Consider the following 26,330-nt stretch of genomic DNA (forward strand, 5'->3'; position numbering starts at 1 on the left):
CTCCTTTTTTTTGTGACTCAATCTCCATTGAACCGTTACGCCTGAGGAAATTGTATTTTGATTTTCCCAAAAGTCAAGTAATACAATGGAATGATTTTTTTGGAGTATTGATAATTCAGTCTCTGATTGACCGGGTTTTTGAAGCACTTTTTTCCAGATCTGCCGGATTCAGGTGCATCATGAGCTATACTCATTCCCATGGTGGTGAGACTCCGTTGCATTCTTCCTGTCCTGGTTGTGGCCAGGCTCCTCTTCTCCTCTGTGCCGTCGCTCCTGTCTCAGGAATCCTCCGGGGGGATGCTCTTCGGAATCTCTCCGGGAGACCGAATGACGATTGTCACTCGCAGTAATCTTCGAATATCCCGGGACGGCCGGTATCTGGGGTTTCGTTTTGGCGAGGAGCGGGTAATCCTCGATGAAGACCAGGGGGTATCGCTCGAGGAACGACGGGGGCTCCCTCCAGGAACCTTCTACCGGGGCACTGCCTTCAGACTCTCCTCGACCGTGCGGGACCAGCGTTTGCTGGCGCGTTCCCTCGATGAGGTCATCCCCCTGAGCGTCCACGTGAGTTACGATGGAACCTACAGCGTCTCCTCGCCGGGCCAGGCCCTGGCGGTTCGCTCCATTCCCTCCTTTCCTGATGGGGAACTCTTTCCCGGGGATGTCTGGGAAGCCTTTGGCGAAGTGGTGGTCGATCCTTTTGAGGACAGTCTGCCCACCCGCGTGAGGGTCTATATCGCCTATCGCTTTGAGGGGCCTGCCGAATATCAGGGTCAGGAGGCCCTCCTCGTATCGGCCCAGTACGCTCTGCGCTACCGCAGCGGCGACGATCGGGCCGGGGACCCCGATCTTTTGCAGGCTCAGGGGCGGCACCGTCTTCAGATATATATGAGCGCCGACGGCAGGAACCCCCTTTTTATCAGGGATACCCTGGAGGATCAATTTCTCTACCGCGATGGCACCCGTCTGGATATGAGCGGCTTTCGCCTCACCTTTTTTGATACTCCCCGGCCGCGGACCGCAGGGATTCTGCGGGAGCGTCTTCAGGAGATTCTGCCGGGGATCGCCCAATCTCCCGGCGACCATCCCCCTCTGGAGAGGCCTGTCGTTCCGGGAGATCAGCCCCTTGCGGAAGAATCCCCTCTCCCTGAGGATCCTCTTCGCCCTGAGGCCCCCCTTCTCCCCGGGGACCAGCTCCTTCCAGAGGACCAGGCCGTTCCGGAAGAGAGGATAACCCTGGAAGAGACAGACCTGGGGCTGCGATTCACCCTGCCAGCGATCCGCTTTGTGGCAAATCAGGCGGTGATTCTCCCCGAGGAAGGTGATCGTCTGCAGCAGCTTGCCCAGGCTCTGGAGGAGGCCTGGAAACTGAGCCCCCAGGGAACCTTTCTGGTGGTGGGCCATACCGCCGATGTGGGCACCCCCGAGGGGCAGCAACGCCTCTCTGTCGAACGAGCCCAGGCGATTGTCCGGGAACTGACGCGGCGGGGCCTGGCCGAGGACCGCTTTCTTTACCAGGGCCGGGGAGCTTCGGAACCCCGGGCAGACAACGCGACCGCCCAGGGGCGAGCCGTGAACCGGCGGGTTGAGGTCTATCTGCTGGAATAGAGCTGGAATAGAGCTGGAATAGAAAGGACGCCTGGCAGAGCCTGACGGTCCAGACGAAAGAGGCATCCCGAGGGTTGCATCCACCGGGGATTGCATTAGACTGGAATAGCAGAGGGTATGGTCTATGGTTTTGCCACAGTTTCATCGTCTGCTGGTCCTCTGTGGGGCCCTGTTCTTCCTGATATCTGCTGCGCCGGGTGAGGTCGCCTCTGCAGAGACAGATTGTGGGAGTTCCTTTCTGGCGGTCTTCACTCCCACTACCGAGGGAAACACCTATTGGCCCGAGGTCCACCGCGCCATGGCGGCGGCAGCCGATGACCTGGGAATCGGGATACGGTTTTTCGAGTTCCCCGTGGACGATCGGTTTGCCAAATCCCTTGAGGGAGTTCGCCTTTTGCAGGAAGACCCAACCCCGGCGGCAGCCATTTTCTCCGTAGCTTTCGGGCAGGCTCAACCCCTGGCTGTCGCAGCGCACCAAAGAGGTATACCCTTTCTTATCCAGGGTCCTCTTTTCCCCGGCGATCGTGAAGCTCTGGGCGGAGGCCCCGGGCAGGATATCTCCTCCTGGATTGGCACCTTTCAGGAGGACGAGGAGGCAAAAGGATTCTTCCTGGGGCAGGCGTTGATCGAGGCTGCTGAAGCCCGGGGCCGGTATGACAGGGACGGCTTCATCCAGGTGGTGGGAGTAGGTGGTGATACTTCCTGGTTTGGCTCCCGTCTTCGGGAAGAGGGGTTGCGTCGAGCCGTGGAAGATCATCCCCGGGCCAGACTTCTTCAGACTGTGCCCACGCGGTGGACCCCCGAGGAGGGGCGGCTCATGACGGTTCGTCTCCTCCAGCGTTATCCCCAGGTCTCGGTGATCTGGGCCGCCAGTGACCAGCTGGCCCTGGGCGTGCTCCAGGGGATACGGTCGATGGAGGGAGTTCCCGGCGAGACTCATTTCACCGGAGGGCTCGATCTCTCCCGGGTCGGGCTTCAGGCGGTTCTGTCGGGGGAGTTCACCGCCACGGTGGCGAGCTCCAGTTATTCCTACGCAGAAATGGTGGTGTACCTCTACGATTACCTCCAGGGAATCGAATTTTTCCGTGATACCGGCCGTGAGTTCTCCCCCCGGCCCTACGGTGCCACCCGTGATAACGCCGAACAGATCCTGGCGCTCCAGGATGTATACCGGGACGTGGACTATCGCCTTTTTTCAAAGCACTATAACCCTGAAATGACCCGCTATGATTTTGCTCTCTCCCGAATCCCCGATCTGGTCGGGGAGGATGCCGAAGCCACGAAGGAGAAACATCAGTGAAGGCGTATCCCCTGAGTCTCTCTCTCCAGTACCTGCTGGTTGTGGCCGTGGCCAGTGTTTTCTTTTCGGGGGCAGTCATGGCGTATCAGGTGAGAACGTATTATCAGCGGGGACTGGCCGACCGTGAAGCCCTTCTTGAGACGATCGGGAAAAGTTATCTTCCCCTGATCTCGTCACGTCTCTTCTATTTTGATGAAGAAGAGCTGGAGCTTCTTCTTCAGGGGCTGGTTCTTTTGCCCCACCTGGAGTACGGGGCCATTCTGGAAGCCCGGCAGGACGAAGCGTTCCTCCTTCTGGAGAAGGGCAGGGAACCCTCCCGGGGAGGGCGCAGGGATATCTTCCCCTTGGTGTACCGCTTCGGTCAGGAGGATCGTTTGATCGGAGAGCTCCAGGTAACAACCAGCCTGAAGGAGTTTCGTCAAATTCTTCTGCGTCAGACCTCAGCGATCGCCGCCGCCAGCGTGGTGCAGATCTTTGGATTTGCTCTGGTCGTATTTTTTGCTGCCCGGAGGCTTATCTTCGTGCCTCTCCGAAAAATTTCGGAATTTCTTCACACCCTTGATCCGGCCCGGCCTTCGGGAAAAAGACTGGATCTCTCTCGCAGCCCCTGGGAGGGCACCTTTCCCGATGAACTGGATGAGATATCCCGGGCTCTGAACGCCATGCTTTCCCGCGCCGATCAGGCGATCCTGAGCCTGGAACAGACTCAGGACAATCTTCGTTCTACCCTGGAAGAGAAGCAGTCTCTGCTACAGGAACTCTATCACAGAACCAGAAATACCCTCCAATCGGTTCGGGCTATTCTCAAGCTTCGGGCTGCCCAGGCTCGGGATAACCGGGAGCTTCAGGAGACGGTGCGCGATGTGGATAACCAGATTCTTGCCATGGCTCTGGTGCAACAGGCGCTCTACGAATCGCAACACCTTTCCCGCATCGATATGGAACCGTACTTCCGAAAACTCCTGGAAGAGATCCTTCAGAGCTACGGGATGTCAGATTTCCGAAACCATGTTGTCATGAAGATCGATCCTGTGTCGTTCCTGATCGACACAGCCGTCCCCTGCGGCACGTTGCTGGTGGAACTTGTATCCAACGCCCTGAAACACGCCTTTCCCGAGGGGCGTGGCGGAATGATCTGGATCATCCTGGAAGTGTTGGAGGGTTCGCTCTTTCGCCTCACCGTGGCCGATGATGGTGTCGGGGTTGGTGCCGATTTTGACTGGCGACGGGTGAGCACCATTGGTTTTCAGACCCTTCGGGCGATAGGAGAAAACCAGTTACAGGGGCAGGTGAGCTTTGCCGGGACCGGTGGTGTCCGCTGGGATATCGTCTTTTCCACCGAGGGTTACACCGAGAGAGTTTCTCATGGCTGAGAGGTCGCTGGCAGTTCTTATTGTGGAGGACGAGGTCTTTATCGCTCTTCACCTTGCTCTGGAGCTGGAAGCGGAAGGCCATTGCGTGGTGGATCGGGTCGCTTCGGGGCAGGAAGCGCTCCGGTGCCTCCGGTCCCGGCCGGTGGATCTCGTTCTCATGGATATCGGCCTGGCTGGCCCCCTGGATGGGATACAAACCGCCGGGCAGATCAGGGATTTTTCCCGGGTCCCCATAGTGTTCATGACGGGCTATGCCGATCGGCTTCATCAGGAGGCGGTGACAGCTGTAGATCCTCTGGGGTGCCTGGTCAAACCCGCGGGGGTCCGGGAGCTCAAACCCCTGCTGGAGAGAGCTTCTACCCCGCAATCCAGCAGGACCATGTCAGACCGGAATGCATCGGAGGAACCCCTTGGATAAAAGGAAAAGCCCGGTCCCGAGGCACGGAATGTTTTGTGCAATGCTTTTTTCGGGGCTTCTGGTGTGCCTTGCTCCCCTGGGAGCTATCCAGGAAGATTCTCGCCAGGTGATCCGTCTCGGGGTTGATGATTTCCCCCCTTACATCTCTCGGGACCAGCCGGGATACGGTGTTCTGGCCGAGATAATAACCGAGGTTTTCGCGCAGGCCGGCCTTGAGGTCCGCTATCTTTTCATGCCCTGGAACCGGGCTCTCCTGCATACAGAAGAAGGTGATCTTCTGGAGGGTACGCCCGGATGGTTTCGCACCCCCCAGCGAGAAGAGGTGTTTCTTGTCTCGGACCCGATCGTATCTGACTGCCAGTCCTTTTTCCACCTGAAGGACCGTTCCATTTCCTGGAACACCGTGGAGGATCTGAAGGGGTTTGTTATTGGAGCTACCCGCGGCTACGATTACGGGGCTGCTTTCATGAAGGCCCGGGAGGAGGGAACCCTGGATGTGGAGTGGGTTTCCCGTGATATCTATAACTTTCGCAAACTCTTGCTCGGCCGCATCGACCTCTTTCCCATGAACACCCTGGCCGGTTACAGTCTTCTTGGGGAGCACTTCCCGCCAGAGGAGGCGGCCCGGGTGACACATCATGACACACTCCTGAGAAGCCAGGATCTCCATCTCCTGCTCTCACGAAACCCCGGGGAGAACCGAACCCGTCTGGAGCAGTTCAACCGGGGGCTTCAGGAATTGAGGCAGAGCGGCCGGCACGCCGAACTGCTTCAACAGGCGAATGTTCCCGTGAGTTGTCCCCACGCTGATTGAGAACTTCGATCCGGCCAAAGATCAGGCGCTTTCGGCGTTGTGAGCAGCCTCTCGGGGCTCCTTCCGCTGGCGCAATCGCTCCAGAGCCCGATATTTGATGGTCAGCAGGGCCGGAACCACCACCAGGGTTGTTATCGTGGCAAAAGAGAGACCGTAGAGCATCGTCCAGGCGAAGGCCGTCCAGTACTCGCTGGATTCGCTGCCCACAATAACCCGGAACTCGTGAACACTGAAACTTATCCCCAGCGCCATGGGAACCAGGGCCAGCACCGTGGTGAGAGCCGTCAGCAAGACCGGCCGCAGCCGGGTTCGCCCCGCCTCGACCACGGCAAGACGCCAGGCCATGCCCTGGGATATGAGCCTGTGGGTGTAATCCACCAGAACGATACAGTTATTCACGGCAACTCCTGCCAGGGCTATGGACCCAATGCCGGACATGATCACGATGAAGTTCTTCCCGCTCAGGGCAAATCCCCAAAAGACGCCTCCCAGGGAAAGGAAAACCGCGAAAAGGATAATAAACGGATCCATCACACTGTTGAACTGCGCCACCAGGACAATAAAGATCAGAAATACCGCCACCAGAAAGGCCTGCATCAGAAACGTTGTAGATTCATCGCGGATATCGAATCCCGCTCCTGCGCCGATGGAGTAGCCCGGAGGGAGATCCTCCTGGATGGCTTGGATCTCCCCTTCCACCTCGGCGATCACCGCTCCCCTGTTTTCTACCTCCCGGTTGAAGTTCGCCCAGACGCTGACGGCCCGGTTCATGTTTCGCCGCTTGATGACGCTCACCGTGGAATGGGGTTCCACCGAGGCTACGGCGCTCAAAGGAACACGCCGGCCATCGCGGGCCACAATCTGGACACCCCGGAGCGTGCGCAGGGAGTCCCGGGCATCGTCGCGGTAGCGCACATTGATATCGTATTCCTCGTCGTCGAACCGGAAGGTCCCGGCCCTGGTGCCGGTTACGGCGGAACGAATCGTCCCGGCTATTTCGGCGGTGCTGATCCCGAAATGGGCTGCCCGCGCTCTGTCAATGGTGATGCGGTACTCCGGCTGGTTGGCCTCGTGGTCGTTATCGAGGTTCCGGAAAAGATGATCCCGGGCCTGAAGGACCTCCATAACCCGGGAAGCGATTTCTCCCATAACCTGATAATCGTCACCACGAATCTCGTAGGAGATATCATCCCCCGTGGGAGGCCCTGAATCGTCTTCTGTTACCGTTACAACCGCTCCGGTGATCGCCTGCACCTTCCGGCGGAGCTCGTCCAGGGCGGTCCGTCCGGGGATCTCGCGCTGGGCGTAGGGGCTGAAGGTGAGATCCACCGTCCCCAGATGGCTTTCGGTATCGCCACCACTCCTGCCGGAGAGGGCTGAATAACTCTGGATCGACATGGCCGTTTCGGGAATCAGGGCCTCGATCTGACGGACCGTCTCGTCGGTTCGGGCCAGAGGCGTTCCCTGGGGAGCCTCCACCCGGATACGGCCCCGCTCCGGATCAAGATCGGGAAAAAAGAGAACCTCTGCCCCGAAGGTACCGTAGGCGGCAAAGCCGGCCAGAACCAGTACCGTTATGAGGGCCACGGTCTTTGCTGCATGCCGGGTTGCCCGTTGCAGAATCCAGGTATACCAGTTTTGAAATCGGAGGAACCCTCCGCCTCCCTCCTCCATGCGCCGGCGCTGCTTCTCGTTCAGCGAGAGAAAACGGGCGCAGAAGACGGGGTTTATGGCCAGCGCCACAAAGAGCGACGCCGAGAGGACCACGATCACCGTCATGGGAAGAAACCTCATAAAGTCCCCCATGACTCCCGGCATGAAGATGATCGGGAAAAAGGCCAGGAGGGTGGTGACCGTGCTGGCCGCGATGGGACCGGCCACTTCGCCGGCGCCGTCGATCGCGGCCTGGGCCGGTGTTTTCCCCTGGGCCTGGTGACGGAAGATATTTTCCACCACCACGATCCCGTTGTCCACAAGCATCCCCAGGGCCAGAATCAGGCTGAAGAGAACAATGGAGTTGAGCGTTACCCCCATGATCTGGAGCACAAAGAAGGAGAGAAGCATCGCCAGAGGAATAGCCAGTGCCACAAAGAGGGCGTTGCGTTTTCCCAGAAAGAGCACCGTCACCAGCAGGACCAGGACAAAGCCTGTGGCCATGTTATTCTCCAGATCCATGAGCATATCCCGGATATAGACAGACATATCGTAGGAAATGGCCACCTCTGTTCCTGCCGGCAGATCAGCCGCCGCTTCCTCGATTCGGGCGGAGAGGGTATCCGCCAGGTTGATAATATTTGCACCCAGGCGTTTTTTGACGCTCAGCGTTATCGCCGGAGTGCTGTTGAAACGTGAGAGGGTCTGGTCGGGGGTATTCTGGAACGCCACATGAGCCACCGTTGAAAGGGGCACCCGTCGATCGCCCTGGGAGAGAATAATCTGGCCGAAGTGGGCGGGGTCGGAGATCTCTCCCGTTACGGAGAGGGCGTAGTTTTTCTCCTGGCTCTCCAGGGAGCCTGCGGGAATTGTCACGTGCTCGCGCTGGATCGCTCCGGTGACATCGTCGATGGAAAATCCGTAGCTTTCCATGCGGAAGGGGTCCAGTTCAACCGCCACCTCTCGCAGGGGATGCCCGGCGCGTTCCACATCGAGTACGCCCGGAATCCGCTGAAGATCTTCCTGGAGGAGTCGCGATGCCTGATCAATCGCCTCCACGCCATCGGGGTGGGAGAGAACCGCCACAAAAACGGGCCAGTCGGAAAAACTGAACTCCCGCACGTTGGGGTGATCGGCGTCGTCGGGAAGTTCCGGTATGGCCAGATCCACCCGGTCCTTGGTTCTCCGCAAAGCCTCTTCCACGGACACATCGGAGGTGAACTCGGCAAAAATGAAGGAGACGTTCTGACGGCTCTGGCTGCTCAGTTCCTTCAGGCCGTTCAGGCCCTCCAGCTCCTGTTCGATCCTCTGAGTTACCAGAGTCTCGATATCATTGGCGGGAACCCCGGCGTAGGTGGTGGTGATGAAGATGTAGGGCTGTCGAACCTCGGGCGAGGATTCCCTGGGCAAGGTGATGTAGGCGATGACGCCCACAACGGCAATGAGGACCGTGAAGCAAAAAACGGCCATGTATTTTTCTATGCAGAGGCGTATCATGACGGGCTCCTAGTCTATTATGGCAACGCGGGTGCCGTGGCGCAGGCGGTTGAATCCCTCGGCGACCAACAGTTCGTCCCCGTTGAGCCCCTCGAGGACGACCGTTCCCGTTTTGTCGGAAGGACCCGGTTGAATCGGTTGTTCCCGGGAAACTCCCTCCTCCACGGTCATGACAAAGGACTGGTTGCCGCGGGTAAAGATCGCCCGGTTGGGGACAACGACAGCCTGGGGGTGGTTCCTGAGCTCCAGCTGCACCCGGGCGGTTTGTCCTTCCAGCAGAACTCCCCGGGGATTGTCGATCTCGATTTCCACACGGTAGGTCAGGGTGCGGTCGGACTTGCGGCGCGAGAAGGTTCGGGGAACACCCTCGAAGGAACCATCGGGGATGCTCGAGAAGAAAACCTTTGCACGAGTCAGTTCGCGAAGGCCGGCGATGTCAGCTTCGGGCACTCCCACGGAAACGACCATCCGGGAGAGATCTGCCACGTGGAAGGTCACGTCCCCCGGCTCAAGGTGGTCGTTCAGTTCGATATGTCGGGCCACCACCGTTCCCGAGATCGGTGTAATTGCCAGGGAATCTTCTCGCAGTCGGCGTGTGTCCAGGAGGCGGGATTGCGCCTGGAGCCATTCCAGACGGGCCTGATCAACCCGGACCTGAAAGGATGAACCCTGTTCCAGAAAGCGCTGCTCCCGGCGGTAGCTCTCCCGGGCCAGTTCCTCGGACAGCAGGGCCGTGCGGTAGCGCAGTTCGGCCTGTTCCGGATCGATCTCTGCCAGGGAATCACCTTTTTGGACCAGGTCTCCCTCCCGGGCGTGGAGGGCAACCACCCGGCCTGCTGTTCCGGCGCTGAGCGCGGCCTGGGCAATACCCCGGACTTCACCGAAGTATTCGCCGTATTCGGTAAAATCACGGCGCTCCGGTGCAATAACGCGAACCAGCCTGGGCTCGGCTTGTCCGTCCCGATCTGCCAGCGTTGATTTGTTCTCCTCCTGGGCCTCCAGGGGGGTCGATCGGGCGGAGCCGATGATGAAAACAGCAGCCCCCACAGCGGTGAGCGTTGCCATGCTCAGGAGCAACTTCCTCGAAATTCTCGGATGCTTCAGTGTTCGTTTCCTCATGGTTTCTGATCCTTGCCTTCGGGGTCTTGAGACCGGACAGGTTTTTCTTCCAGGTGCATTGTCCGGAAAATTCTGCGCTGCCGATGGGGAAAGGCATCCTCTAAAGCGAGGGAATGGGTGGCCGCATCGGTATCGTCCTGGAGAAGGCTATCGTGTTTTAACGATAAAATCCACAAATATAAAAATTATCCTGTGAATTTTTCAGACCGCTCCTGATCTCTCGGGGCGCCATCTCGAGGAGCTTGCCGTCGTTTTCGGTATGCCGAGGGATTTTCTCCGGCAAAATCCTTAAAGGCTCGGCTGAAGGTGTAGATACTCTCATAGCCGCAGCACTCGGCGATTGCTCCGATGGGAGTAGTTCCCTGGGAGAGCAGGCGCATCGCCTCGGTCATGCGAACCTCAATGATGAAACGCCCCAGGGTCTGCCCCATGGTTCTTTTAAAAAGCGTCCGGAGATAATTCTCGGAGTATCCCAGAGTGGCGGCAAGACCCCTCACGGTTCGCGTTTTCTCGTGGTACACCGTTTTCAATATTTCTCCCGTGAGCGTCTCGGTCTGGGCTCGCTGGTATACCTGGTGATCGGTCTCATCGAAGGATTCTGCGATATGGGAGAGCAGGAGTGCGGTGCAGTAGGGAAGCGTTCTGGCCTGGTTCAGAATAAAGGTCCGGGCAGTCTCTTCCAGCAGTAGAAGCGTCTCATCGCTGTAGGTGAAGGGGGTATAGCGCAACCCCTCAAAATAAATTGTCGGGGGAATTTCGAAGGTCAGAAAGGCCAGCGAGAGCCAGCCCTGACCCTCGCGTATGAAGCGATGGTACTGATAGGGGAGAATCAGCAACCCCTCTCCCTGGTGGAGATGAATTATAGAGCCGTCCAGAAAAATCCTGATGGGTCGGGCGAGATTAAACAGGAGAACGTGGCGGTAGTGAAAACTTGTTTCTGCTCCCAGGCTCTGGGGGTGAAATCGGTCCCGGTAAAAAAGAAGAATGTTTTCCGGCACGGGGAAGAGAACAGTTCCCTTCCCCTTGTAATAGTTGCCCGGGTTCTTGATACCCGACCAGAGAGATTCCACCGATTTGTGGAGACAGTGCGAAAGGGACGAAATCTCGGGATCGCTCATGGTTCCAGTATATCATGCCTGCACCATCGGAAATGGTAAATAAACCTGCGTTTTTGCCATGGTTTTTCTTAAAAGGAGGTTCATACTGACCCTGTATAAAATCAACAACCAACGCGGGGGTTTTTCATGGAACCAGTAACAGCAGTAGTAATCGGCGCCGGCAGCAGGGGCCGCGATGCCTATGCCTCCTACGCTTTGCGTCATCCCAACGAATTACAGATTGTGGGAGTGGCCGAGCCGGATGAGGCCCGACGGAACCAGCTCGTGCAGGAACAGCAAATTCCCGAGTCGGGGGCCTTTGAATCCTGGGAAGGCCTTCTGGAAAAAAAGAAGTTTGCCGACGCCGCCTTCATCTGCACCCAGGATCAGATGCATCTGGAGCCGGCTGTGGAGGCCATGAAGAAGGGCTATCATCTTCTTCTGGAAAAACCGATCGCCCCGACGCTGGAAGAGTGTCTGGAAATTCATGGAGCGTCCCGGAAATATGGCGTCAGCGTTGCTGTTGCCCATGTGTTGCGCTATTCGCCTTTCTTTATGGCCCTGAAACGGATTATCGATCAGGGTGCGATCGGAGCCGTTCGGGGTATTCAGCATAACGAAAACATCGGGCATATTCACTATTCCCACAGTTTTGTGCGGGGCAACTGGCGAAGCCGGGCCGATTCCTCGCCCATGATTCTGGCCAAAAGTTGCCACGATCTGGACATTCTCTCCTATCTTGTCGACGGCGAGGGCATTTCCCTGGCATCGATGGGGACGAGGGGCACTTTCTCTGGCCAAAACGCCCCTGCTGGTGCTCCCCGGCGCTGTCTGGAAGGCTGTCCTCAGCAAGTACCCTGTCCCTACTATGCCCCGAAGGTCTATCGCCAGGGAGAAACGGGGTGGCCCGTGAACGTGATCACCACCGATCTTTCTCCCGAGGGTATCCTGCGGGCCCTGAGAGAGGGGCCCTACGGGCGATGCGTCTACGCCTGTGACAATGACATGGTCGAACACCAGGTGGTATCCCTGGAGTTTTCCCGGGGTATCACGGCGGCCTTTACCATGAGCGCCTTTACCCACGATACCAGTCGCACCCTCAAGGTTATGGGAGAAACGGGCGAGATTCGCGGTCACATGGAGCGGGAAGTCCTGGAGGTGCACGATTTTCGAACCGGCGAAGTTCAGACGATCTCGCTTGGGGGGTGTCATAACGGCACCCGCCACGGTGGAGGCGACGAGGGTATTGTGCGGGACCTGGTCCTCCACCTTCGGAGCGATCGGAAGACTCCTCTGAAGACAACCCTGGATCTGGCCATGGAGAGCCATGTCATGGCTTTTGCAGCCGAAGAGTCCATGCAGACCGGCAAGACGATCGATCTGGGGGTCTACAAGAAAGAACATGGAGTTTTGTGATGGCCCAGGGCGGGATCTGATGCCGGGGACATCCCCCTTCAGAGGACCCTGTTGAGGAGCCTCAGCAAAAAGAACCAAACCAGCAGAACCAATCAAGGAGGATCTGGCATGAAAAAGAAACTGGTTGTGTCGGGAGCCGTTATGGCAGGAATGGTCCTGGCTTTTTCAATCATGAGTTGCAACTCCGGCGATGATCGCCCGGTGACATTGCAGATCATGTACTGGGACAATGTGCAGAAACCCGTAATCGATGCGGCCATAGCGGAATTTCAGGAAATTCACCCTGCCATCCGTGTTACTTCAACTATTGTGCCCTGGGGGCAGTATTGGCAACGGTTGCAGACTACCATGGTGGGGGGGACGGCTCCTGACGTATTCTGGATGAACGTACCCAACTTTCCCCGCTATGCAGAAAACGGGCACCTTTTGAATCTTCAGCCCTACCTTGATGCAGCCGGGATAGATCCCTCGGTGTATCCGCAGGATCTGATCGATCGATATCGCCTGGATGGGGAAATTCACGTCATACCCGAGCAATTCGATACGATCGCCTTGGCCTACAATCGGCGACTCTTCGATGAAGCTGGTCTGTCGTATCCCGATGAGACCTGGGACTGGAACACCTTGCGGGAAAAAGCGTTGCTTCTGACAAAGGATCGCTCTTCGGGAAGACAATACGGGTTTATAGCAAACTCCGACAGTCAGGCCGGCTATTACAACTTCATGGTCATGAACGGAGGACGGATCATCTCGGAGGATCGAAAAACATCAGGTTTCCGGGATACCGGGAGCATTGAGGCGATTCAGTTTCTGGTTGATCTGATGTACAAGGATCGGTCGGCACCGCCAGGACAGGAGCTTTACGAGCTGAACAATCCGCTGGATCTCTTCGTTTCCGGCAGCGCAGCCATGGCAACGATCGGTGCCTGGTCTGTCCCGGTTGTGTACGGGGCATTGGGCGAGGATGTAAATGTTGCGCCTCTTCCCAAGAGTCCCTCCACGGGGGAACGACGCTCCATTATCCACGGCCTTGGCTGGGCTGGATCGGCTCGCACGAAATATCCCGATGAGACATGGCTGCTGCTGGAACACCTGATCTCTCCGGAATTTTCTGCCCGGCTGGCTGAGGAGGGGGTCACCATTCCCAGTTACGAAGGGATGGCTGATGACTGGGTACAAGCGATTCCTTCAATGGATTTGCAGGTCTTCATCGACGCCCAGGGCTACTCCTGGCCCTATCCTGTCTCCCGAAACACCTCGGAGTGGATGAGTATCGAGATGCGGGAAATGCGTGACGTCTGGCTGGGAGCCTCGGAGGTTTCCGAGGCTATGGAAGCCATAGCCGAAGGAATGGACCAGGTTCTGGCTGCAGAATAACCACTATTCAGGTTATACGGCGCGTCGGGGTTAACCGGCCGCGCCGGATGTATGAAAAAGGGGATGCGATGAAGGGTGTGCCAAAAGATCGGAACTGGCTTCGGTGGATCGAGAAGGAATCAACCCAGGGGTATTTGATGATCGCCCCGAACTCGATAGGACTTCTGGTGTTCTACATAATACCGATTTTGTGGTCGGTGCTCCTGGCCTTTCACCAATGGGACGGACTCTCTGCCATGGAGTGGGCGGGGATAAACAACTTTCGCGTTCTTGTGGAGGATGTGAATTTTCTGTCAGCCCTTCGTAATACCGCCGTCTATACGGCTCTGGTTGTTCCTGCGATTCTTCTCCTGGTTCTCTCTTTTGGAATGCTTCTGGCTCATGATGTCCTTGCGGTAACCAGGCATCTGAGGACCCTCTATTTCCTTCCTCTTATGACGATGCCCGTGGCCGCCGCCCTTGTCTGGAAGTGGTTGTTGAATATGCGATTCGGACTGGTCAACAGGGTTCTGGCAGGTCTGGGCATAGACCCCGTTCCCTGGCTCTCCTCCTCTTCGTATGTGCTTTATTCCATTGTTTTCATAGGGATCTGGCTTGGAGTGGCATACAACCTCATCGTCATCATCGCGGGGATCCGAGGTATTCCCCGCGGCTATTATGAGGCTGCCGAGATTGATGGAGCGTCCGGGTTGGATCGCTTCTTTCGCATTACCCTCCCTCTTTTGACACCCTCCATTTTCTTTATCCTGGTCACGCAGCTGATCACCTGTTTTCAGGTTTTTGACACTGCCTTTGTTATTTTGGGGTCCGACCCTCCCGGTTCTCTGCATCGGGCTGGAAGCACTGTCGTCATGAGCATCTACGAACAGGGTTTTGTGTTCTTCAACATGGGGTATTCGTCAGCTCAGGCGGTAGTGCTCTTTGCGGTTGTCCTTTCCATCACGATCGGGCAATTTTCTTTCCAGAAAAGGTGGGTTCATTATGGGTAATCGAATAAATCGGCAAAAAGGTGATGTTGCAAGAAAAGTCATCTATGGAATTGTCGTTCTGGGAGGCGGAATCCTGATGGCCCTCCCTTTCATCTGGATGACTTTGTCCTCCCTGAAAACCGAGGCGGAGCTGATGATGACGCCTCCTTCGTTTTTCCCCCGCAACCCCGTTACAGAAAACTATGCCCTGGTAATGCGGGATCTTCCTTTTCTGCTGTTCTATCGAAATACCATCATGGTAACGGTCCTGCGCTCTGTCTCACAGATTCTGTGTTGTTCCATGGCGGCTTTCGCCTTTGCAAAGATTCGATTTCCCGGAAGAAACATGATTTTTCTGGGCCTTCTGGCAGTTCTGATGGTGCCCCATCAGATGATCCTGGTTCCCAATTACATTATCATGAGGTTTCTGGGGTTATCGAATACCCTTCTGGCTGTGGCCCTGCCGGGAATGTTCAGCGCCTTCGGTATGTTCCTGTTGCGGCAGTTTTACCTTACCTTGCCCGATGAGTTCCTCGACTCGGGTAAAATTGATGGATGCACCCACTTCGGGATCTTTGCGAAGCTCTACTTTCCCCTCACCCAGACGGCTGTAATGGCGCTGCTGATTTTCACGGTGATGTACTCCTGGAACGATTTTATCTGGCCTCTTATTATCAGCTCTTCCGACAGAACCCGGGTCCTCTCCGTGGGAATCGCTTTGCTCCAGGGGCAAAGCCGGATTTTTTATAACCAGATCATGGCAGGGGCGGTGATGGCCACGTTGCCGGTGATCGCGCTGTTTGTCTCGCTTCAACGATATTTCGTGCAGGGAATTGCTCTCACGGGAGTCAAGGGATAAGACTGGCCCCTTTCTCTCTGGTTGATTACACTAGAGGCATGACTGTACAGGAAGCAATCAGAACACGGAAAAGCGTGCGGGCCTTCTCGGATCAGCCCGTGGAACACAGCAAGATAGAGGCCGTCCTGGAAGCGGCGCGCCTGGCACCCTCGGCGAGAAATCGCCAGGAATGGCGTCTGGTGGTGGTCACCGGGGAAGAGACCCGGAAGCAGCTCATGCACGCCGCAGGAAATCAGCCCTTTGTGGGCGAAGCCCCGGTGGTGATCGTCTGCTGCGCCGAAACGGCCAGGGAGAAGATGACCTGTGGCCTTGAGAGCTACCCCATTGATGTGGCGATCGCCATCGATCATATGACCCTGGCGGCCGTGGAGCTGGGTCTGGGCACGTGCTGGATCGGAAAGTTCGATCCTTCGGCGGTTCGGGAGATCTGCGGAATCCCCCGGGAGATCGAAGTGGTGGAGCTGCTCCCCCTGGGATACCCCAAAGATCCCCAGGTGACGGAAAAACCGCGTCTGGCCCTGGACGAGATCGTCCGGTGGGAGCGCTGGTAAAAGGCCGAGAGGATACAGCCGTTTCATGGGTCGGCACAAGCGGGGTGGTCCACGCCATAACCTGCGTCACACCAAAGAGCTGGAACAAGCCTTTCTCGGATTCCTTGAGGTGTACCTGACCGAACGGAATATGGACGGGATAATACCCTTCCTGAGTCCCCACATGACGGGGTTTGGAACGGCTTTAAACGAGCGGGGCGATTCCCTGGAGCAGTCCCTGGAACTCTTTGCCCGGGATCTGGAGCAGGCCCCCGATCCGATTCCTCACGAACTGCTCTTTCTTGAGGCCCTTCCCCTTGGCCGTGATTCAGGCTTTGTCCGCGCCGAGGCCGATCTTCATGCGTCTGTTCTGGGTCAACGGGTGGATCTTCTCAACTGTCGGTTCACGGCTGTTTTTCGGGACTGCCCCAACCGGGGGATGTGGTGCATTGAGCATTTCCACATCTCTCTTCCCTCGGTGGGTGAGGGAGATTACGAATCCTATCCCGTGGCAAAACTGGAGGAGCAGGCAACTCTTTTGGAGCGGCTGGTCCAGGAGCGAACCAAAGAGCTCCGGCAGGCCCGGGATCGGCTGGAGGTGGTGGCTGCCACAGATACGCTTACGGGTATTTCCAACCGTCTCAAAGCTGGTGAAGTGTTGCACCGGGAGCTGGCCCGGTTGCAACGGTACGGAGGGGTTTTCTCGGTTGTTCTTCTGGATATCGATTTTTTCAAGACCGTCAACGATCGCTTTGGTCATCACGGGGGTGATCAGGTCTTGCGGGAGACGGCAAGGCTCTTGCGGGAGGGGGTTCGTGATACCGATACGGTAGCGCGCTGGGGTGGAGAGGAGTTTCTTCTGCTCTGTCCGGAGAACTCCGTCGGGGAGGCCGCTGCCTTGGCGGAGCGGCTCCGGGGAACCTGTGCTACCCATGATTTTGAGATACCCCGTCGCGTAACGGCAAGCTTTGGGGTGGCTCAGGCCGTTCCCGGCGATTCGCCTGAATCGCTGGTGGAGCGGGCCGACCGGGCGCTCTACCGGGCCAAGGAAGGCGGAAGAAACCGGGTGGAGGCCGACGAAGGGCCTTCTCATCCTGGCTAGTCCCGGGGTGGCCTGGAGAGGAGCCCCGAAGTTCAGGGTCGAGCCCTTCTCCAGAGCGCAGTAAAAAGTGCCGTGGCGACGACGATCACCAGGCTTCCTCCCATAAAGAGCGCCTTCAGCCCCCACCCCTGGCTCACCGGTCCTGCTGCCAGGAGCAGGACCAAACCGAGAACCTCGGCAATCAGCGATACCAGCGAGGAGACTGTCGCCCTGCCTTCGGAGCTGATTCGTTCCTGGATCCATCCCTGGTAGATAACCTCGGCGGCCGCCATCATGAGATAAAAACCGAAGTAGAGGGGCAAGAGGAGGCGGTGCCCGGTGATCACGCCCATCCATAGCGCCGCCGCTGCCAGTGCGATCCACCAGGCCAGCCGGAGTGGATTATCCAGCCTGAATCTGCGTTGCAGGGGGGCCGCCAGTCCGGAGCCCAGGGCCTCCAGAAAGAACCGGGTTCCTCCCCAGAGACCGATCGCTGCCAGGGGAACGCCCAGGGTGTGGCCAAAGAGAAAATCGTACTCATCCAGGACCCCCCAGACAACAGTGGCAAGGCTTCCGTAGAGAACGAACTTGATGAGCCCCGGGATGGCCATGGCCAGAGACACCTCCTCTTTCAGGGAGAAGGGGGGCTTGTCGGGGGATGCCAGGCAGGATCTCTCTTCCGGGAGTGTCGCCGCGCAGAGCGCCGCCGCTGCCATGGCCAGAGATGAGAGAAGCATCACCGCCGACGGGCTATGTGCAAAGAGCAATCCTCCCCCCAGGAGAGAGAGTAATATGGCCCCCCGGGCTGCGGCGGCTCCCCAGCCTGCTATTTCAACAAAGCGCGCCTCCCTGTTTCGGGATTTCAGGGCATCGTAGAGAAGTGCCTCGGTTGTTCCGGTATTGATCGCCTCTTGCAGTCCCCAGAAGATAAACCCCAGGGCAAAGCCGGGAAAGTCCGGGCGGATATGCCAGACCAGAAATCCTGTTCCTTTCAGGGCCATACCGATCACCAGAGACCACTTCCTGCTCCACCGGTCGGCGATCATTCCCGAAGGAACCTCAAGGAGGATTACGGGGACGCTCCAGATTGCCAGGAGCCACGATACCTGCAGGTAATCAAGACCCGATTCCCGGAAAAGGATCACGTAGACGGGATAGACCAGAACAAGGTCCTGAAAAAAACGAAAGAGAATGTAGCGGATCATCCCGGCACGGTCCGGACGAAGACCGGCTGGTCCGGCTTCGAGAGATCCTGCCGGTACCGATAGCCGTCGGCGCAAAAGCTCTGCAGATCTTCAACCCCCTGGGGCCGATTGGTGACTATCCACCGGGCCATCTTCCCCCGGGCCCGCTTTGCATGGATGGCGATCGTCTTGCAGGTGTCTCCCCGGTCCTCCTTGAAGAGGGGGGTGATAAAGCTCCCCTGGAGCATCGCCGGGACGATGATGCGGGAATACTCCTGGGAAGCCAGGTTGATAACGGGAGCTCCTTCGTCTCCCAGGGCCGGGGTTATTTTTTCTCTCCAGTAGTGGTAGAGGTTTTTCTTCTCTCCCACGGCGAGGGGAGTGGCCATTTCCAGGCGGTAGGGGCTGATCGAATCCAGGGGCCGCAGGAGGCCGTAGAGCCCTGAGAGGATGCGCAGATGGTTCTGGGCGTAGAGGATATCGGCTTCGGATATGCTCGGAGCGTCCAGCGCCCGGTAGACCTCGCCGGTGTAGGCATAGATCGCCTGGAGGCGGGGGGCCCGTTCCTCCTTCCAGAGGCGGAACGCCTCGGCTGTCTCCCCGGACAAGCGATCGCTTGTTTTCATCAGGCGGGCCAGCTCCCGGGGAGATAAGGCCTGAAGACAGCGGGCAATTTCCCGAGCTTCCCTGTCAAAGCGTGGTTCCGAGGATTCTTTCACGGACGGGTGATACTGGAAGTTCTGGGTCTTGGCGGGTGAGAGCAGGACAATCATGGCAGGGAAGGTACAATTTTTTTAGGGTTTTGGCACGTGGGGCCGAAGGTCCCCTGCAACGCTTGCGGGGTTTTTCCGGAACGGATAGGCTGGTGCGATGAAAGAGACTTCTCCTTTGCAGAACGATACCAGGGAGTATCGCTATATTGACTCGGACCCGCTCTTTGCTTCCTACCGGGATAGTCTTGCGCAACGGCGTGTCGGAATTGTGGCCCTTGATCTGGAAGCGGAGTTTAATCTTCACGTCTACGGGGAGCATTTCTGTCTGCTCCAGATCTTCGATGGCCACGAGGCCGTCCTGGTAGATCCCCGGAGGGTTTCCATGGACCCGCTTCGGGCGTTTCTGGAGGATCGGGACCTGCTCAAGATCACCTATGATTCGGCAAGCGACCGGGCCTTGCTCTTCCGGACCCAGAACATACGTATGCGGGGGCTTCTTGATCTGCGTCCCGCCGTGGAGCTTCTGGAGTTTGAAAAGCGTGGTCTTTCGGCGGTCCTCGAGGCGACTCTTGGCATTGCCCCGGTGGGAGGAAAGAAAAAATATCAGCAGTACAACTGGATGCGCCGCCCTCTTGATCCCGGGGCTATCGTCTATGCTCTGGAAGACGTGCTTCACCTCTTCGAGCTTCAAAAGCATCTCTTTGCCCTTCTTCAGGAGAAGGGCCTCCTGGAGCGGTATATCCTGGAGAACCTGAAAGTTCAGGATCTGGATCCCCAGGTAGGGCGCAGGCCCGGCTTTCTTCGCACACGGCGGTTCTACAGCCTTTCCTCCCGGAAACAGGCCCTTCTGGAGGCCCTGTACCAGGTTCGGGAGGGCTATGCCCAGGGAGAAAACGTGCCCCCCGACAGGGTGCTCCCCAACCGAACGCTCCTCGACATAGTGGATGAAAAGGTCCGTCTGGAAGACCTCCGGCCGGGGCGCGGGATCACGCGTGGTGTCTTCTCTTCCATGATATCCGAGATGATCCAGGCGCGGGACGGAGAGGCCTTGCCTCGGGAGACGTCCTCTTCCCGGCCAGTGATCCCCGGTCAGAAAGATTCTGCCGGGGTATCCCCCTAATCTCTCAGGGGCTGGTGGTTCCACTCCTCGCCGGGGAGCACCAGGTTTTCCAGGCAGGCAAGATCCTGGTCTGTCACCACCTGGGGGGCCAGGGTGGTTCGAAGCAGATAGCGCCCGCCCCAGGAGCGCAGAACCTCCAGTGACTGGAGTATCGCTTCGCCGCTGCCTCCCACTCGGTGGTACTGGCCGGGTGCCGTCTTGAGATCCAGAGCGACCAGATCGATAGGGTGATTCCCGAGTATCTCCTGAAGGCGCTCCGGAAAAGCTCCCGAGGTATCCAGTTTTACTGCCAGTCCCAGGGAGGCGATCTCCTCCACCAGGTCGCCCAGGTCCTGGTGGAGCAGGGGTTCTCCCCCGGTGATGACCACCCCTTGCAGGAGATGCTTCCGGCGCTCCAGGATTTCGAAAATCTCTCCCCGGGGAATGAATGAATCCGGTTCGGGGCCGGTGATTAACTCCGGGTTGTGGCAGTAGGGACAGCGCAGGGGGCACCCGTGGGTAAACAGCACCGCCGCCACGCGCCCCGGATAATCAAGGAGCGTTGTTTTCTGTATCCCCAGTCTCTCAAGAGGCATGGGGTTCCAGGGCGGTGCGCTCTCCCTTCTTGATCTGGTAGGTCTCACGCTCCGAGAACTCGGCCCGTTTCCCCTTGTTCCAGTTTTTCAACGAGCGATAGTACCCCACGATGCGGGAATAGACCTCGGCTTCCTCACCGCAATGGGGACAGGTGTGATGCTCGCCACTCAGGTATCCGTGACTCGGGCACACCGAGAAGGTGGGGGAGATGGTGAAGTAGGGTACGTGGTAGTTCTGGGCGATTATCCGCACCAGCGAGGCACAGGCCTGCCAGTCCTCGATGGCCTCACCCAGAAAGGCGTGAAACACCGTGCCCCCTGTGTATTTTGTCTGGAGCTCGTCCTGAATATCCAGGGCATCGAAGAGATCCCGGGTGTGCTCCACGGGCAGATGCGAGGAGTTTGTATAATAGGGGGTGTCGTCTCCGGCGGTGATGATCGTGGGATACCGCTCCGTGTCGTGTTTTGCCAGACGGTAACTGGTTCCCTCGGCGGGAGTTGCCTCCAGGTTGAAAAGATCTCCCGTCTCCTCCTGGTATTTCACCAGGCGCTCGCGCATGTGGTCCAGGATTTTTCCGGCAAAGGATCGGGCCTCGGGATCGCTGATGTCCTTATCCATGAAATTGCGCAGGGCCTCGTTCATCCCTACCAGGCCAATGGTGGAGAAATGATTGTTCAGGTGTCGCAGGTACCGGCGCGTATAGGGAAAGAGCCCGCTCTCCATGAGCTGGTTTACCACCTTTCGCTTCATGGTGAGGCTCTCTGCGGCCAGGTCCATCAGGTGATCCAGGCGCTGGAAAAACTCCGTTTCTGATCGGGCCAGAAAGCCGATGCGGGGCAGGTTGATGGTAACCACGCCGATGGATCCAGTGAACTCGTCGGATCCGAAGAGCCCGCCCCCCCGTTTCCGAAGTTCCCGCTTGTCCAGTTGCAACCGGCAGCACATGGACCGCACATCACAGGGGTCGAGGTTGCTGTTGAGGAAGTTCTGAAAATAGGGGGTGCCGTAGCGGGATGTCATCTCGAAGAGGAGCCGGGCGTTCCCTGTTTCCCATGCAAAATCCTGGGTGATATTGTAGGTGGGAATCGGATACTGAAAGCCCCTGCCGTTGGCGTCGCCCTCTATCATCTGCTCCAGAAAGGCTCTGTTGATAAGGTCCATCTCTTCCTGGCATTCGTTATAGGTGAAGTCAAGGACGCGGCCTCCCACCACGGCGGGCTGATCGCGCAAATCGGGGGGTACCGTCCAGTCCAGGGTAATATTGGTGAAGGGCGCCTGGCTTCCCCACCTGCTGGGTGTGTTCACGCCGAAGACAAAGCTTTGTATCGCCTGTTTCACCTCGTCGTACCCAAGATTGTCTACCTTTACAAAGGGAGCCAGATAGGTGTCGAAGCTGGAAAAGGCCTGGGCTCCGGCCCACTCGTTCTGCATGACTCCCAGGAAGTTCACCATCTGCTGAACCAGCGTTCCCAGGTGTTTTGCCGGCTTGCTGGCGATTTTGTCCGATATGCCGCCAAGGCCTTCCCAGATGAGTTGCCGCAAGGACCAGCCGGCGCAGTAGCCGCTGAACATGGAGAGATCGTGAATGTGGAAATCGGCGTTGCGATGCGCCTCGGCCACGGCTGGAGAATAGACGTTGCGCAACCAGTAGTTGGCGGTGATGGTTCCGGAATTGTGGAGGATAAGGCCGCCCAAACTGAAGTTCACGTTGGCGTTCTCGTTGACCCGCCAGTCCGAGCGGTCCAGATAGCCGTCCATGGTATGCTCTATGTCCAGCATGAGTGAGCGGGTTGAGCGGATCGCTTCGTGGCGGGCCCGGTATATGATGTAGGCCTTGGCGACAGCCACCTGGCCTGAGAGAATCAGGGTCTCTTCCACCACGTCCTGGATCTCTTCGATCGCGGGGGCTGAATTGGGGTGACGTCCCTCCAGGTGCCGGGCCAGCCGGTTTTCGGCATCCTCTACCATGCTATAGAGTTGTTCCCGGGAAATCGGTTCATTTTGTGCCTTGAAGGCTTTCTCGATGGCCAGGGCAATTTTATGATTGTCGTAGGGCTCCAATTGTCCGTTTCGTTTTACCACACTGCGGAACAGGTGAGTGGTGGTGGTCTCCATGGGGTTCCTCCCGGAAAAATTGTTTTAGGCTATATGGTGTCTGAAAGCTTGTTTTGAAACTTATACACACTGTATATGGTGTTCATGTTGAGGTCAAGCGGAATGGTGGCGGATGTGATTACACCAGCTGTGACGATTTCCGGACGATTTCCGGACGATTTGCGGTAGAGGCCTGATCAAGACAGGCCATTGCAAGGATAGCCGCTGGAACGGGGAAAGACAAGCACTCTGCGACAGGTCTCCGGGAGTATTGACGACGGTGGGCCGCCGGCGGGCCTGCCGGGATTCGGGGCACAAAAAAAGAGCGACCCGGGCTGTGTGCCGGGCCGCTCCCGATGTAACCGGAAAGGAGTTTCTTAGAACACCAGAATTACAACGGTTGTCATGACGAAGATGGCGAAGGCCGGGGGATCAATGAAGGTGTCACCCCAAACCAGGAAGAACCGGGTGTGGAGTTCTGCCAGGAAGGCAGAGATAACACCGATCAGTCCTGCCGCCAGCACTGCCACCAGTACGGGAGCTCCGCCTCCGAAAACCGCCAGAGCGGCCAGGGCTGCGGGGAGAGCGATGTGGTGCGTTACCGGCATGGGTCCCTTGGTTTCAAGGAAGATCAGGGAGAATGCAGCGATACCGAAACCGATGACTGCGCTTCCCGTGAGGATGGAAATCCATCCCGAGACCATACCAACACTGATACCAACCAGGAAGATGAGTTCGGGGCGGCTCATGAAGGGGAGCCATGCGTTCGAACGATCTTCTGCGAGAGCCATGCGGCTGGGGGAGACGCTTGCGTCGTGCTTGCCAAAAAGGCCGGTGTTTCCGAAGGCCAGACGGGCGATAAGGGCACTTACCCAGACACCAACGGCGATCGTATCGGTGGGAGCCCCAACCGTGACGAGAGAAGCGTTGATGATGTGACCGATGATTCCGAAGATACCACCAACCACGAGGACCTGCCAGAAATCGCTCTTTACGCCGAAGGTCATCAGGGGAGTGGCGATGTCTTTTCCGTTGTCCAGCATGCCTTTTTTGGCCGCAAAAGCTGCCGCAGCCACACCACCACCGAAGGCGATGTTGGGTGCAAAGAACGTACCGAAGGCGATTCCGCCAGTTACCCAGTCAACCCCGCCGTTTATTGCCAGCATCTCACCGGCAATGACCATGATACCGGTAAAGATAAAGGCCGGCAGAGCGCCGATCGATGCACCGAACAGTCCTCCACCAAAAGCGGTGAGAAAAACTACAGGATCCCACAAACCAAATTCTACCATTTCCTGCTCCTTATTAAGTAGATGTAAACCACAGCACCGAAGAATTTCTTCGACCGTATGTATTGTAGAGCTACCTGTAACAATCGTCAACAAAAAAGTTTCTTTTGAATCGCCAGTATGTGGTATGTCAAATTATGTCGTTTTCACGTTACGCCGGTATCGTGGCCAAAGGTGAGGCCGGTGGCGCCAGTAAGATGCGGGAAAGCGAGAGGCGGGAAAAAATGATAAATGGGCGGATAAGGATCGAGGGGTCCTGGCCCCGGGAGTTGCAGTCCGGGTGCTGGACCCCTCGAAAAGGTGAGCCGACACAAACAAACAAGCCGTGGATTAGACGGCGGCTTTAATCGTGGAAATCCAGTTGGCTATTCTCTCCTCGGTGAGCTCCGCCTGGTTGTCCTGGTCTATGGCCAGCCCCAGGAAGAGACCGTTCCGCACCCCCCGGGATTCCTCGTGGGTGTAGCCTTCGGTTGAGGTCTGGCCGATGATTGTCGCTCCCGCCTGTTCTGCTGCCTCGGCCAGTATTCCCAGGGCGTCCACAAAAGAGTCGGGATAACTTTCCTGATCTCCCGTGCCAAAGAGGGCAACCTTTTTCCCCGCCAGGGGTGCCTGTTCCAGAAGGCCGAGCTTCACATGCCAGTCGTCCTGGAGATCGCCAATTCCCCAGGTGGAGGCTCCCAGCAGTATCAGGTCAAAGGACCCCAGCTCCTTCAGGGAGTCCTCATTCCAGTCGGTGACGTTCACAACGTCGGCGTTTTCCAGGGCTTGTGCGATCGACCGGGCCACATCCTCGGTGGCGCCCGTGGAGGAGCCGAATACAATCAATGTCTTTGCCATACCTGTTTCCTTTCGTGCTCTAGTTAATCATGCCTAACAAAATTAATCAATAGGAACTTCGTGGTTTTTTCGGCACCCCGGGGATCAGCGAGGAGATTTTTTTGTGCCGTTGGAGTATACTTTCCCGGACAGGTAGAACCCCACAGCGAGAGGTGCTTATGCTCAGGATACTGCATATTGACAGAAGCGAGCTTTTCAGGAAGGTAATGCGGGAGCTGGTGACCCGGTGCGGCCATTCCGTGGTGAGCGTGCCCACCAAAGAGGACGCTCTCGAGACGATGGCTCAGGAAGAAATCGATCTGGTTGTCACGGCGCTGAAACTCGACGATGGCGGAGCGGAATCACTTATCACCGCCATGGCCGGTACGCCAAGCCGGGATATTCCCGTCATTGTTGTTACATCGACCGATTCCCTGGAGCAGCGGGAGCGGCTCTTTTCGCTGGGTGTGGTGGAGTATATGCTCAAGAACGAGCTCTCGGAAGACCGCTTTATCCGGTATCTGGAGACGCTGGCCTCGGACGATGAGCTCTCCCGTTTCATGCGAACCCTCAAGATAGCCGTTGTGGACGACTCCCAGGTAACGCTCAAGATCGTATCGCGCATCCTCTCCATGAACGGGTTTTCCTCGGTGACCCTCTTCGATCACCCCGAAAAGCTCCTCCAGGAAAAGGATCCTTTCGATCTCTACATTTGCGATATCGTTCTTCCCGGCATCTCCGGGGATCATCTGGTCTCGCTGATCCGCCAGGAGCATCAGGACGCGATCATTATCAGCATGTCCCAGTTCAGCGGAGAGCGGTCGCTCTCGAACATTCTGGGCGCCGGAGCCGACGACTACATCCACAAACCCTTCGATTCGGCGGGACTCATGGCCCGAATAAAGGTAAACGTCCGGTCCTACCAGCTCAAAAAACGGTTGGAGATGCTGGCCGTAACGGATGGCCTCACGGGGCTGTACAACCACCGCTATTCCTATGATCGGCTGGAGCAGGAGATTTCCAAGGCCAAGCGGTATCAGCGCGAGCTTTCGGTCGCCATGATCGATGTGGATGACTTCAAAGGCGTGAACGATACCCAGGGGCACCGAAAGGGCGATGAGGTCCTGGCGGGGATCGCCCGGCTTATGGAGGAAAACCTCCGCAAGTGCGATATCGTGGGGCGTTACGGGGGGGAAGAGTTTCTGGCAATCTTCCCCGAAACCGATCTGGACGATGCCCGGGTGGTTGCGGACAAACTCCGGCGTGTCCTGGCCGATCATGACTTCCAGGGATCGGGAATCACCGTCTCCGCCGGCGTGGCCGCCTTTGACGGAAAGGAGAGCGCCCAGGTCCTGGTATCGCGGGCCGATGCGCTTCTGTACCGGGCAAAGCACCAGGGCAAGAACCGCATCGAGGGGTGATCGCTGC

Annotated in this window: 22 protein-coding genes; 13 read left to right on the plus strand and 9 right to left on the minus strand. The window is 57.6% G+C overall.

The annotated features are described in order from the left end of the window. Window positions 1–198 precede the first annotated feature (198 nt). The 5 genes from BW950_RS00295 (at window position 199) to BW950_RS00315 (ending at window position 5,513) form a co-directional block, all read left to right on the plus strand. A complete protein-coding gene (locus tag BW950_RS00295; RefSeq protein ID WP_076487296.1) occupies window positions 199–1,608 on the plus strand; it encodes an OmpA family protein in 1,410 nt (469 codons plus the stop codon). Window positions 1,609–1,732: 124 nt separating this feature from the next. Further along, on the plus strand, window positions 1,733–2,908 hold the full coding sequence (locus BW950_RS00300; protein ID WP_076487297.1) for an ABC transporter substrate-binding protein: 1,176 nt from the start codon (window positions 1,733–1,735) through the stop codon (window positions 2,906–2,908). Further along, entirely contained in the window at window positions 2,905–4,281 is a 1,377-nt protein-coding gene (locus BW950_RS00305) for a sensor histidine kinase (RefSeq protein WP_076487298.1), read from the plus strand. The genes BW950_RS00300 and BW950_RS00305 overlap by 4 nt, the downstream gene beginning before the upstream one ends. Then, window positions 4,274–4,699, plus strand: coding sequence for a response regulator (locus tag BW950_RS00310; protein WP_083943606.1), 426 nt, complete (start codon window positions 4,274–4,276; stop codon window positions 4,697–4,699). Before BW950_RS00305 ends, BW950_RS00310 begins: the two co-directional genes overlap by 8 nt. 28 nt (window positions 4,700–4,727) lie before the next feature. Then, the gene (locus tag BW950_RS00315; RefSeq protein ID WP_159438691.1) at window positions 4,728–5,513 is read left to right on the plus strand and encodes a substrate-binding periplasmic protein; all 786 of its coding nucleotides are present in this window, start codon (window positions 4,728–4,730) and stop codon (window positions 5,511–5,513) included. Between the two features lie 21 nt (window positions 5,514–5,534). Here BW950_RS00315 and BW950_RS00320 read toward each other — a convergent pair whose 3' ends face one another. From BW950_RS00320 to BW950_RS00335, 3 genes are all read right to left on the minus strand, one after another. Beyond that, window positions 5,535–8,663, minus strand: coding sequence for an efflux RND transporter permease subunit (locus BW950_RS00320; protein ID WP_076487300.1), 3,129 nt, complete (start codon window positions 8,661–8,663; stop codon window positions 5,535–5,537). A 9-nt stretch (window positions 8,664–8,672) separates the two neighbouring features. Then, window positions 8,673–9,782: an efflux RND transporter periplasmic adaptor subunit gene (locus tag BW950_RS00325; protein WP_076487301.1), complete on the minus strand. Its 1,110-nt coding sequence runs from the start codon at window positions 9,780–9,782 to the stop codon at window positions 8,673–8,675. 185 nt (window positions 9,783–9,967) lie between these two features. After that, window positions 9,968–10,900 carry a helix-turn-helix domain-containing protein gene (locus tag BW950_RS00335; RefSeq protein WP_076487303.1) on the minus strand — a complete coding sequence of 311 codons (933 nt, stop codon included), beginning with the start codon at window positions 10,898–10,900 and terminating at the stop codon, window positions 9,968–9,970. 126 nt (window positions 10,901–11,026) lie between these two features. Here BW950_RS00335 and BW950_RS00340 point away from each other — a divergent pair, with 126 nt between their 5' ends. From BW950_RS00340 to BW950_RS00365, 6 genes are all read left to right on the plus strand, one after another. Beyond that, on the plus strand, window positions 11,027–12,295 hold the full coding sequence (locus BW950_RS00340) for a Gfo/Idh/MocA family protein (protein WP_076487304.1): 1,269 nt from the start codon (window positions 11,027–11,029) through the stop codon (window positions 12,293–12,295). Between the two features lie 108 nt (window positions 12,296–12,403). Beyond that, a complete protein-coding gene (locus BW950_RS00345) occupies window positions 12,404–13,672 on the plus strand; it encodes an ABC transporter substrate-binding protein (protein ID WP_076487305.1) in 1,269 nt (422 codons plus the stop codon). 77 nt (window positions 13,673–13,749) lie between these two features. Continuing rightward, window positions 13,750–14,661, plus strand: a complete 912-nt coding sequence (locus tag BW950_RS00350; protein ID WP_234968988.1) for a carbohydrate ABC transporter permease — start codon at window positions 13,750–13,752, stop codon at window positions 14,659–14,661. Then, window positions 14,654–15,499, plus strand: a complete 846-nt coding sequence (locus BW950_RS00355; protein ID WP_076487307.1) for a carbohydrate ABC transporter permease — start codon at window positions 14,654–14,656, stop codon at window positions 15,497–15,499. Before BW950_RS00350 ends, BW950_RS00355 begins: the two co-directional genes overlap by 8 nt. A 38-nt stretch (window positions 15,500–15,537) precedes the next feature. Beyond that, entirely contained in the window at window positions 15,538–16,050 is a 513-nt protein-coding gene (locus tag BW950_RS00360) for a nitroreductase family protein (RefSeq protein ID WP_076487308.1), read from the plus strand. A 25-nt stretch (window positions 16,051–16,075) separates the two neighbouring features. Next, window positions 16,076–17,131, plus strand: a complete 1,056-nt coding sequence (locus tag BW950_RS00365) for a GGDEF domain-containing protein (RefSeq protein WP_083943609.1) — start codon at window positions 16,076–16,078, stop codon at window positions 17,129–17,131. 32 nt (window positions 17,132–17,163) lie between these two features. Here the strand turns inward: BW950_RS00365 and BW950_RS00370 are convergent, their stop codons facing one another. Beyond that, on the minus strand, window positions 17,164–18,315 hold the full coding sequence (locus BW950_RS00370; RefSeq protein WP_076487309.1) for an MFS transporter: 1,152 nt from the start codon (window positions 18,313–18,315) through the stop codon (window positions 17,164–17,166). Continuing rightward, complete coding sequence (locus BW950_RS00375) at window positions 18,312–19,067, minus strand: YaaA family protein (protein WP_076487310.1); 756 nt, start codon at window positions 19,065–19,067, stop codon at window positions 18,312–18,314. Before BW950_RS00375 ends, BW950_RS00370 begins: the two co-directional genes overlap by 4 nt. A 97-nt stretch (window positions 19,068–19,164) precedes the next feature. Between BW950_RS00375 and BW950_RS00380 the strand changes: the two genes are divergently transcribed. Beyond that, entirely contained in the window at window positions 19,165–20,127 is a 963-nt protein-coding gene (locus BW950_RS00380) for an HRDC domain-containing protein (protein WP_076487311.1), read from the plus strand. Here BW950_RS00380 and BW950_RS00385 read toward each other — a convergent pair. The 4 genes from BW950_RS00385 to BW950_RS00400 form a co-directional block, all read right to left on the minus strand. Further along, window positions 20,124–20,702, minus strand: coding sequence for an anaerobic ribonucleoside-triphosphate reductase activating protein (locus BW950_RS00385; protein WP_076487312.1), 579 nt, complete (start codon window positions 20,700–20,702; stop codon window positions 20,124–20,126). The genes BW950_RS00380 and BW950_RS00385 overlap by 4 nt on opposite strands. Further along, the gene (locus BW950_RS00390) at window positions 20,692–22,818 is read right to left on the minus strand and encodes a ribonucleoside triphosphate reductase (protein ID WP_076487313.1); all 2,127 of its coding nucleotides are present in this window, start codon (window positions 22,816–22,818) and stop codon (window positions 20,692–20,694) included. The genes BW950_RS00385 and BW950_RS00390 overlap by 11 nt, the downstream gene beginning before the upstream one ends. A gap of 356 nt (window positions 22,819–23,174) precedes the next feature. After that, window positions 23,175–24,089 (minus strand): DUF7973 family transport facilitator, encoded by a 915-nt coding sequence (locus tag BW950_RS00395; protein ID WP_076487314.1) that lies wholly within the window; start codon window positions 24,087–24,089, stop codon window positions 23,175–23,177. Window positions 24,090–24,416: 327 nt separating this feature from the next. Then, window positions 24,417–24,923 (minus strand): flavodoxin, encoded by a 507-nt coding sequence (locus BW950_RS00400; protein ID WP_076487315.1) that lies wholly within the window; start codon window positions 24,921–24,923, stop codon window positions 24,417–24,419. 158 nt (window positions 24,924–25,081) lie between these two features. Here BW950_RS00400 and BW950_RS00405 point away from each other — a divergent pair, with 158 nt between their 5' ends. Further along, window positions 25,082–26,323, plus strand: a complete 1,242-nt coding sequence (locus tag BW950_RS00405) for a GGDEF domain-containing response regulator (RefSeq protein WP_076487316.1) — start codon at window positions 25,082–25,084, stop codon at window positions 26,321–26,323. Window positions 26,324–26,330 lie beyond the last annotated feature (7 nt).

Origin of the sequence: Alkalispirochaeta americana (assembly GCF_900156105.1) — a bacterium.
GTDB classification, from domain to species: Bacteria; Spirochaetota; Spirochaetia; order DSM-27196; family Alkalispirochaetaceae; genus Alkalispirochaeta; species Alkalispirochaeta americana.

What these genes read in the sequence shown, in the direction of transcription:
- BW950_RS00360 (WP_076487308.1), top strand. Translation starts at nt 15,538, where the DNA reads ATGACTGTACAGGAAGCAATCAGAACACGGAAAAGCGTGCGGGCCTTC.
- BW950_RS00355 (WP_076487307.1), top strand. Translation starts at nt 14,654, where the DNA reads ATGGGTAATCGAATAAATCGGCAAAAAGGTGATGTTGCAAGAAAAGTC.
- BW950_RS00405 (WP_076487316.1), top strand. Translation starts at nt 25,082, where the DNA reads ATGCTCAGGATACTGCATATTGACAGAAGCGAGCTTTTCAGGAAGGTA.
- BW950_RS00335 (WP_076487303.1), bottom strand. Translation starts at nt 10,900, where the DNA reads ATGAGCGATCCCGAGATTTCGTCCCTTTCGCACTGTCTCCACAAATCG.
- BW950_RS00370 (WP_076487309.1), bottom strand. Translation starts at nt 18,315, where the DNA reads ATGATCCGCTACATTCTCTTTCGTTTTTTTCAGGACCTTGTTCTGGTC.
- BW950_RS00320 (WP_076487300.1), bottom strand. Translation starts at nt 8,663, where the DNA reads ATGATACGCCTCTGCATAGAAAAATACATGGCCGTTTTTTGCTTCACG.
- BW950_RS00325 (WP_076487301.1), bottom strand. Translation starts at nt 9,782, where the DNA reads ATGAGGAAACGAACACTGAAGCATCCGAGAATTTCGAGGAAGTTGCTC.
- BW950_RS00345 (WP_076487305.1), top strand. Translation starts at nt 12,404, where the DNA reads ATGAAAAAGAAACTGGTTGTGTCGGGAGCCGTTATGGCAGGAATGGTC.
- BW950_RS00390 (WP_076487313.1), bottom strand. Translation starts at nt 22,818, where the DNA reads ATGGAGACCACCACCACTCACCTGTTCCGCAGTGTGGTAAAACGAAAC.
- BW950_RS00380 (WP_076487311.1), top strand. Translation starts at nt 19,165, where the DNA reads ATGAAAGAGACTTCTCCTTTGCAGAACGATACCAGGGAGTATCGCTAT.
- BW950_RS00385 (WP_076487312.1), bottom strand. Translation starts at nt 20,702, where the DNA reads ATGCCTCTTGAGAGACTGGGGATACAGAAAACAACGCTCCTTGATTAT.
- BW950_RS00365 (WP_083943609.1), top strand. Translation starts at nt 16,076, where the DNA reads ATGGGTCGGCACAAGCGGGGTGGTCCACGCCATAACCTGCGTCACACC.
- BW950_RS00395 (WP_076487314.1), bottom strand. Translation starts at nt 24,089, where the DNA reads ATGGTAGAATTTGGTTTGTGGGATCCTGTAGTTTTTCTCACCGCTTTT.
- BW950_RS00340 (WP_076487304.1), top strand. Translation starts at nt 11,027, where the DNA reads ATGGAACCAGTAACAGCAGTAGTAATCGGCGCCGGCAGCAGGGGCCGC.
- BW950_RS00310 (WP_083943606.1), top strand. Translation starts at nt 4,274, where the DNA reads ATGGCTGAGAGGTCGCTGGCAGTTCTTATTGTGGAGGACGAGGTCTTT.
- BW950_RS00315 (WP_159438691.1), top strand. Translation starts at nt 4,728, where the DNA reads ATGTTTTGTGCAATGCTTTTTTCGGGGCTTCTGGTGTGCCTTGCTCCC.
- BW950_RS00400 (WP_076487315.1), bottom strand. Translation starts at nt 24,923, where the DNA reads ATGGCAAAGACATTGATTGTATTCGGCTCCTCCACGGGCGCCACCGAG.
- BW950_RS00300 (WP_076487297.1), top strand. Translation starts at nt 1,733, where the DNA reads ATGGTTTTGCCACAGTTTCATCGTCTGCTGGTCCTCTGTGGGGCCCTG.
- BW950_RS00295 (WP_076487296.1), top strand. Translation starts at nt 199, where the DNA reads ATGGTGGTGAGACTCCGTTGCATTCTTCCTGTCCTGGTTGTGGCCAGG.
- BW950_RS00375 (WP_076487310.1), bottom strand. Translation starts at nt 19,067, where the DNA reads ATGATTGTCCTGCTCTCACCCGCCAAGACCCAGAACTTCCAGTATCAC.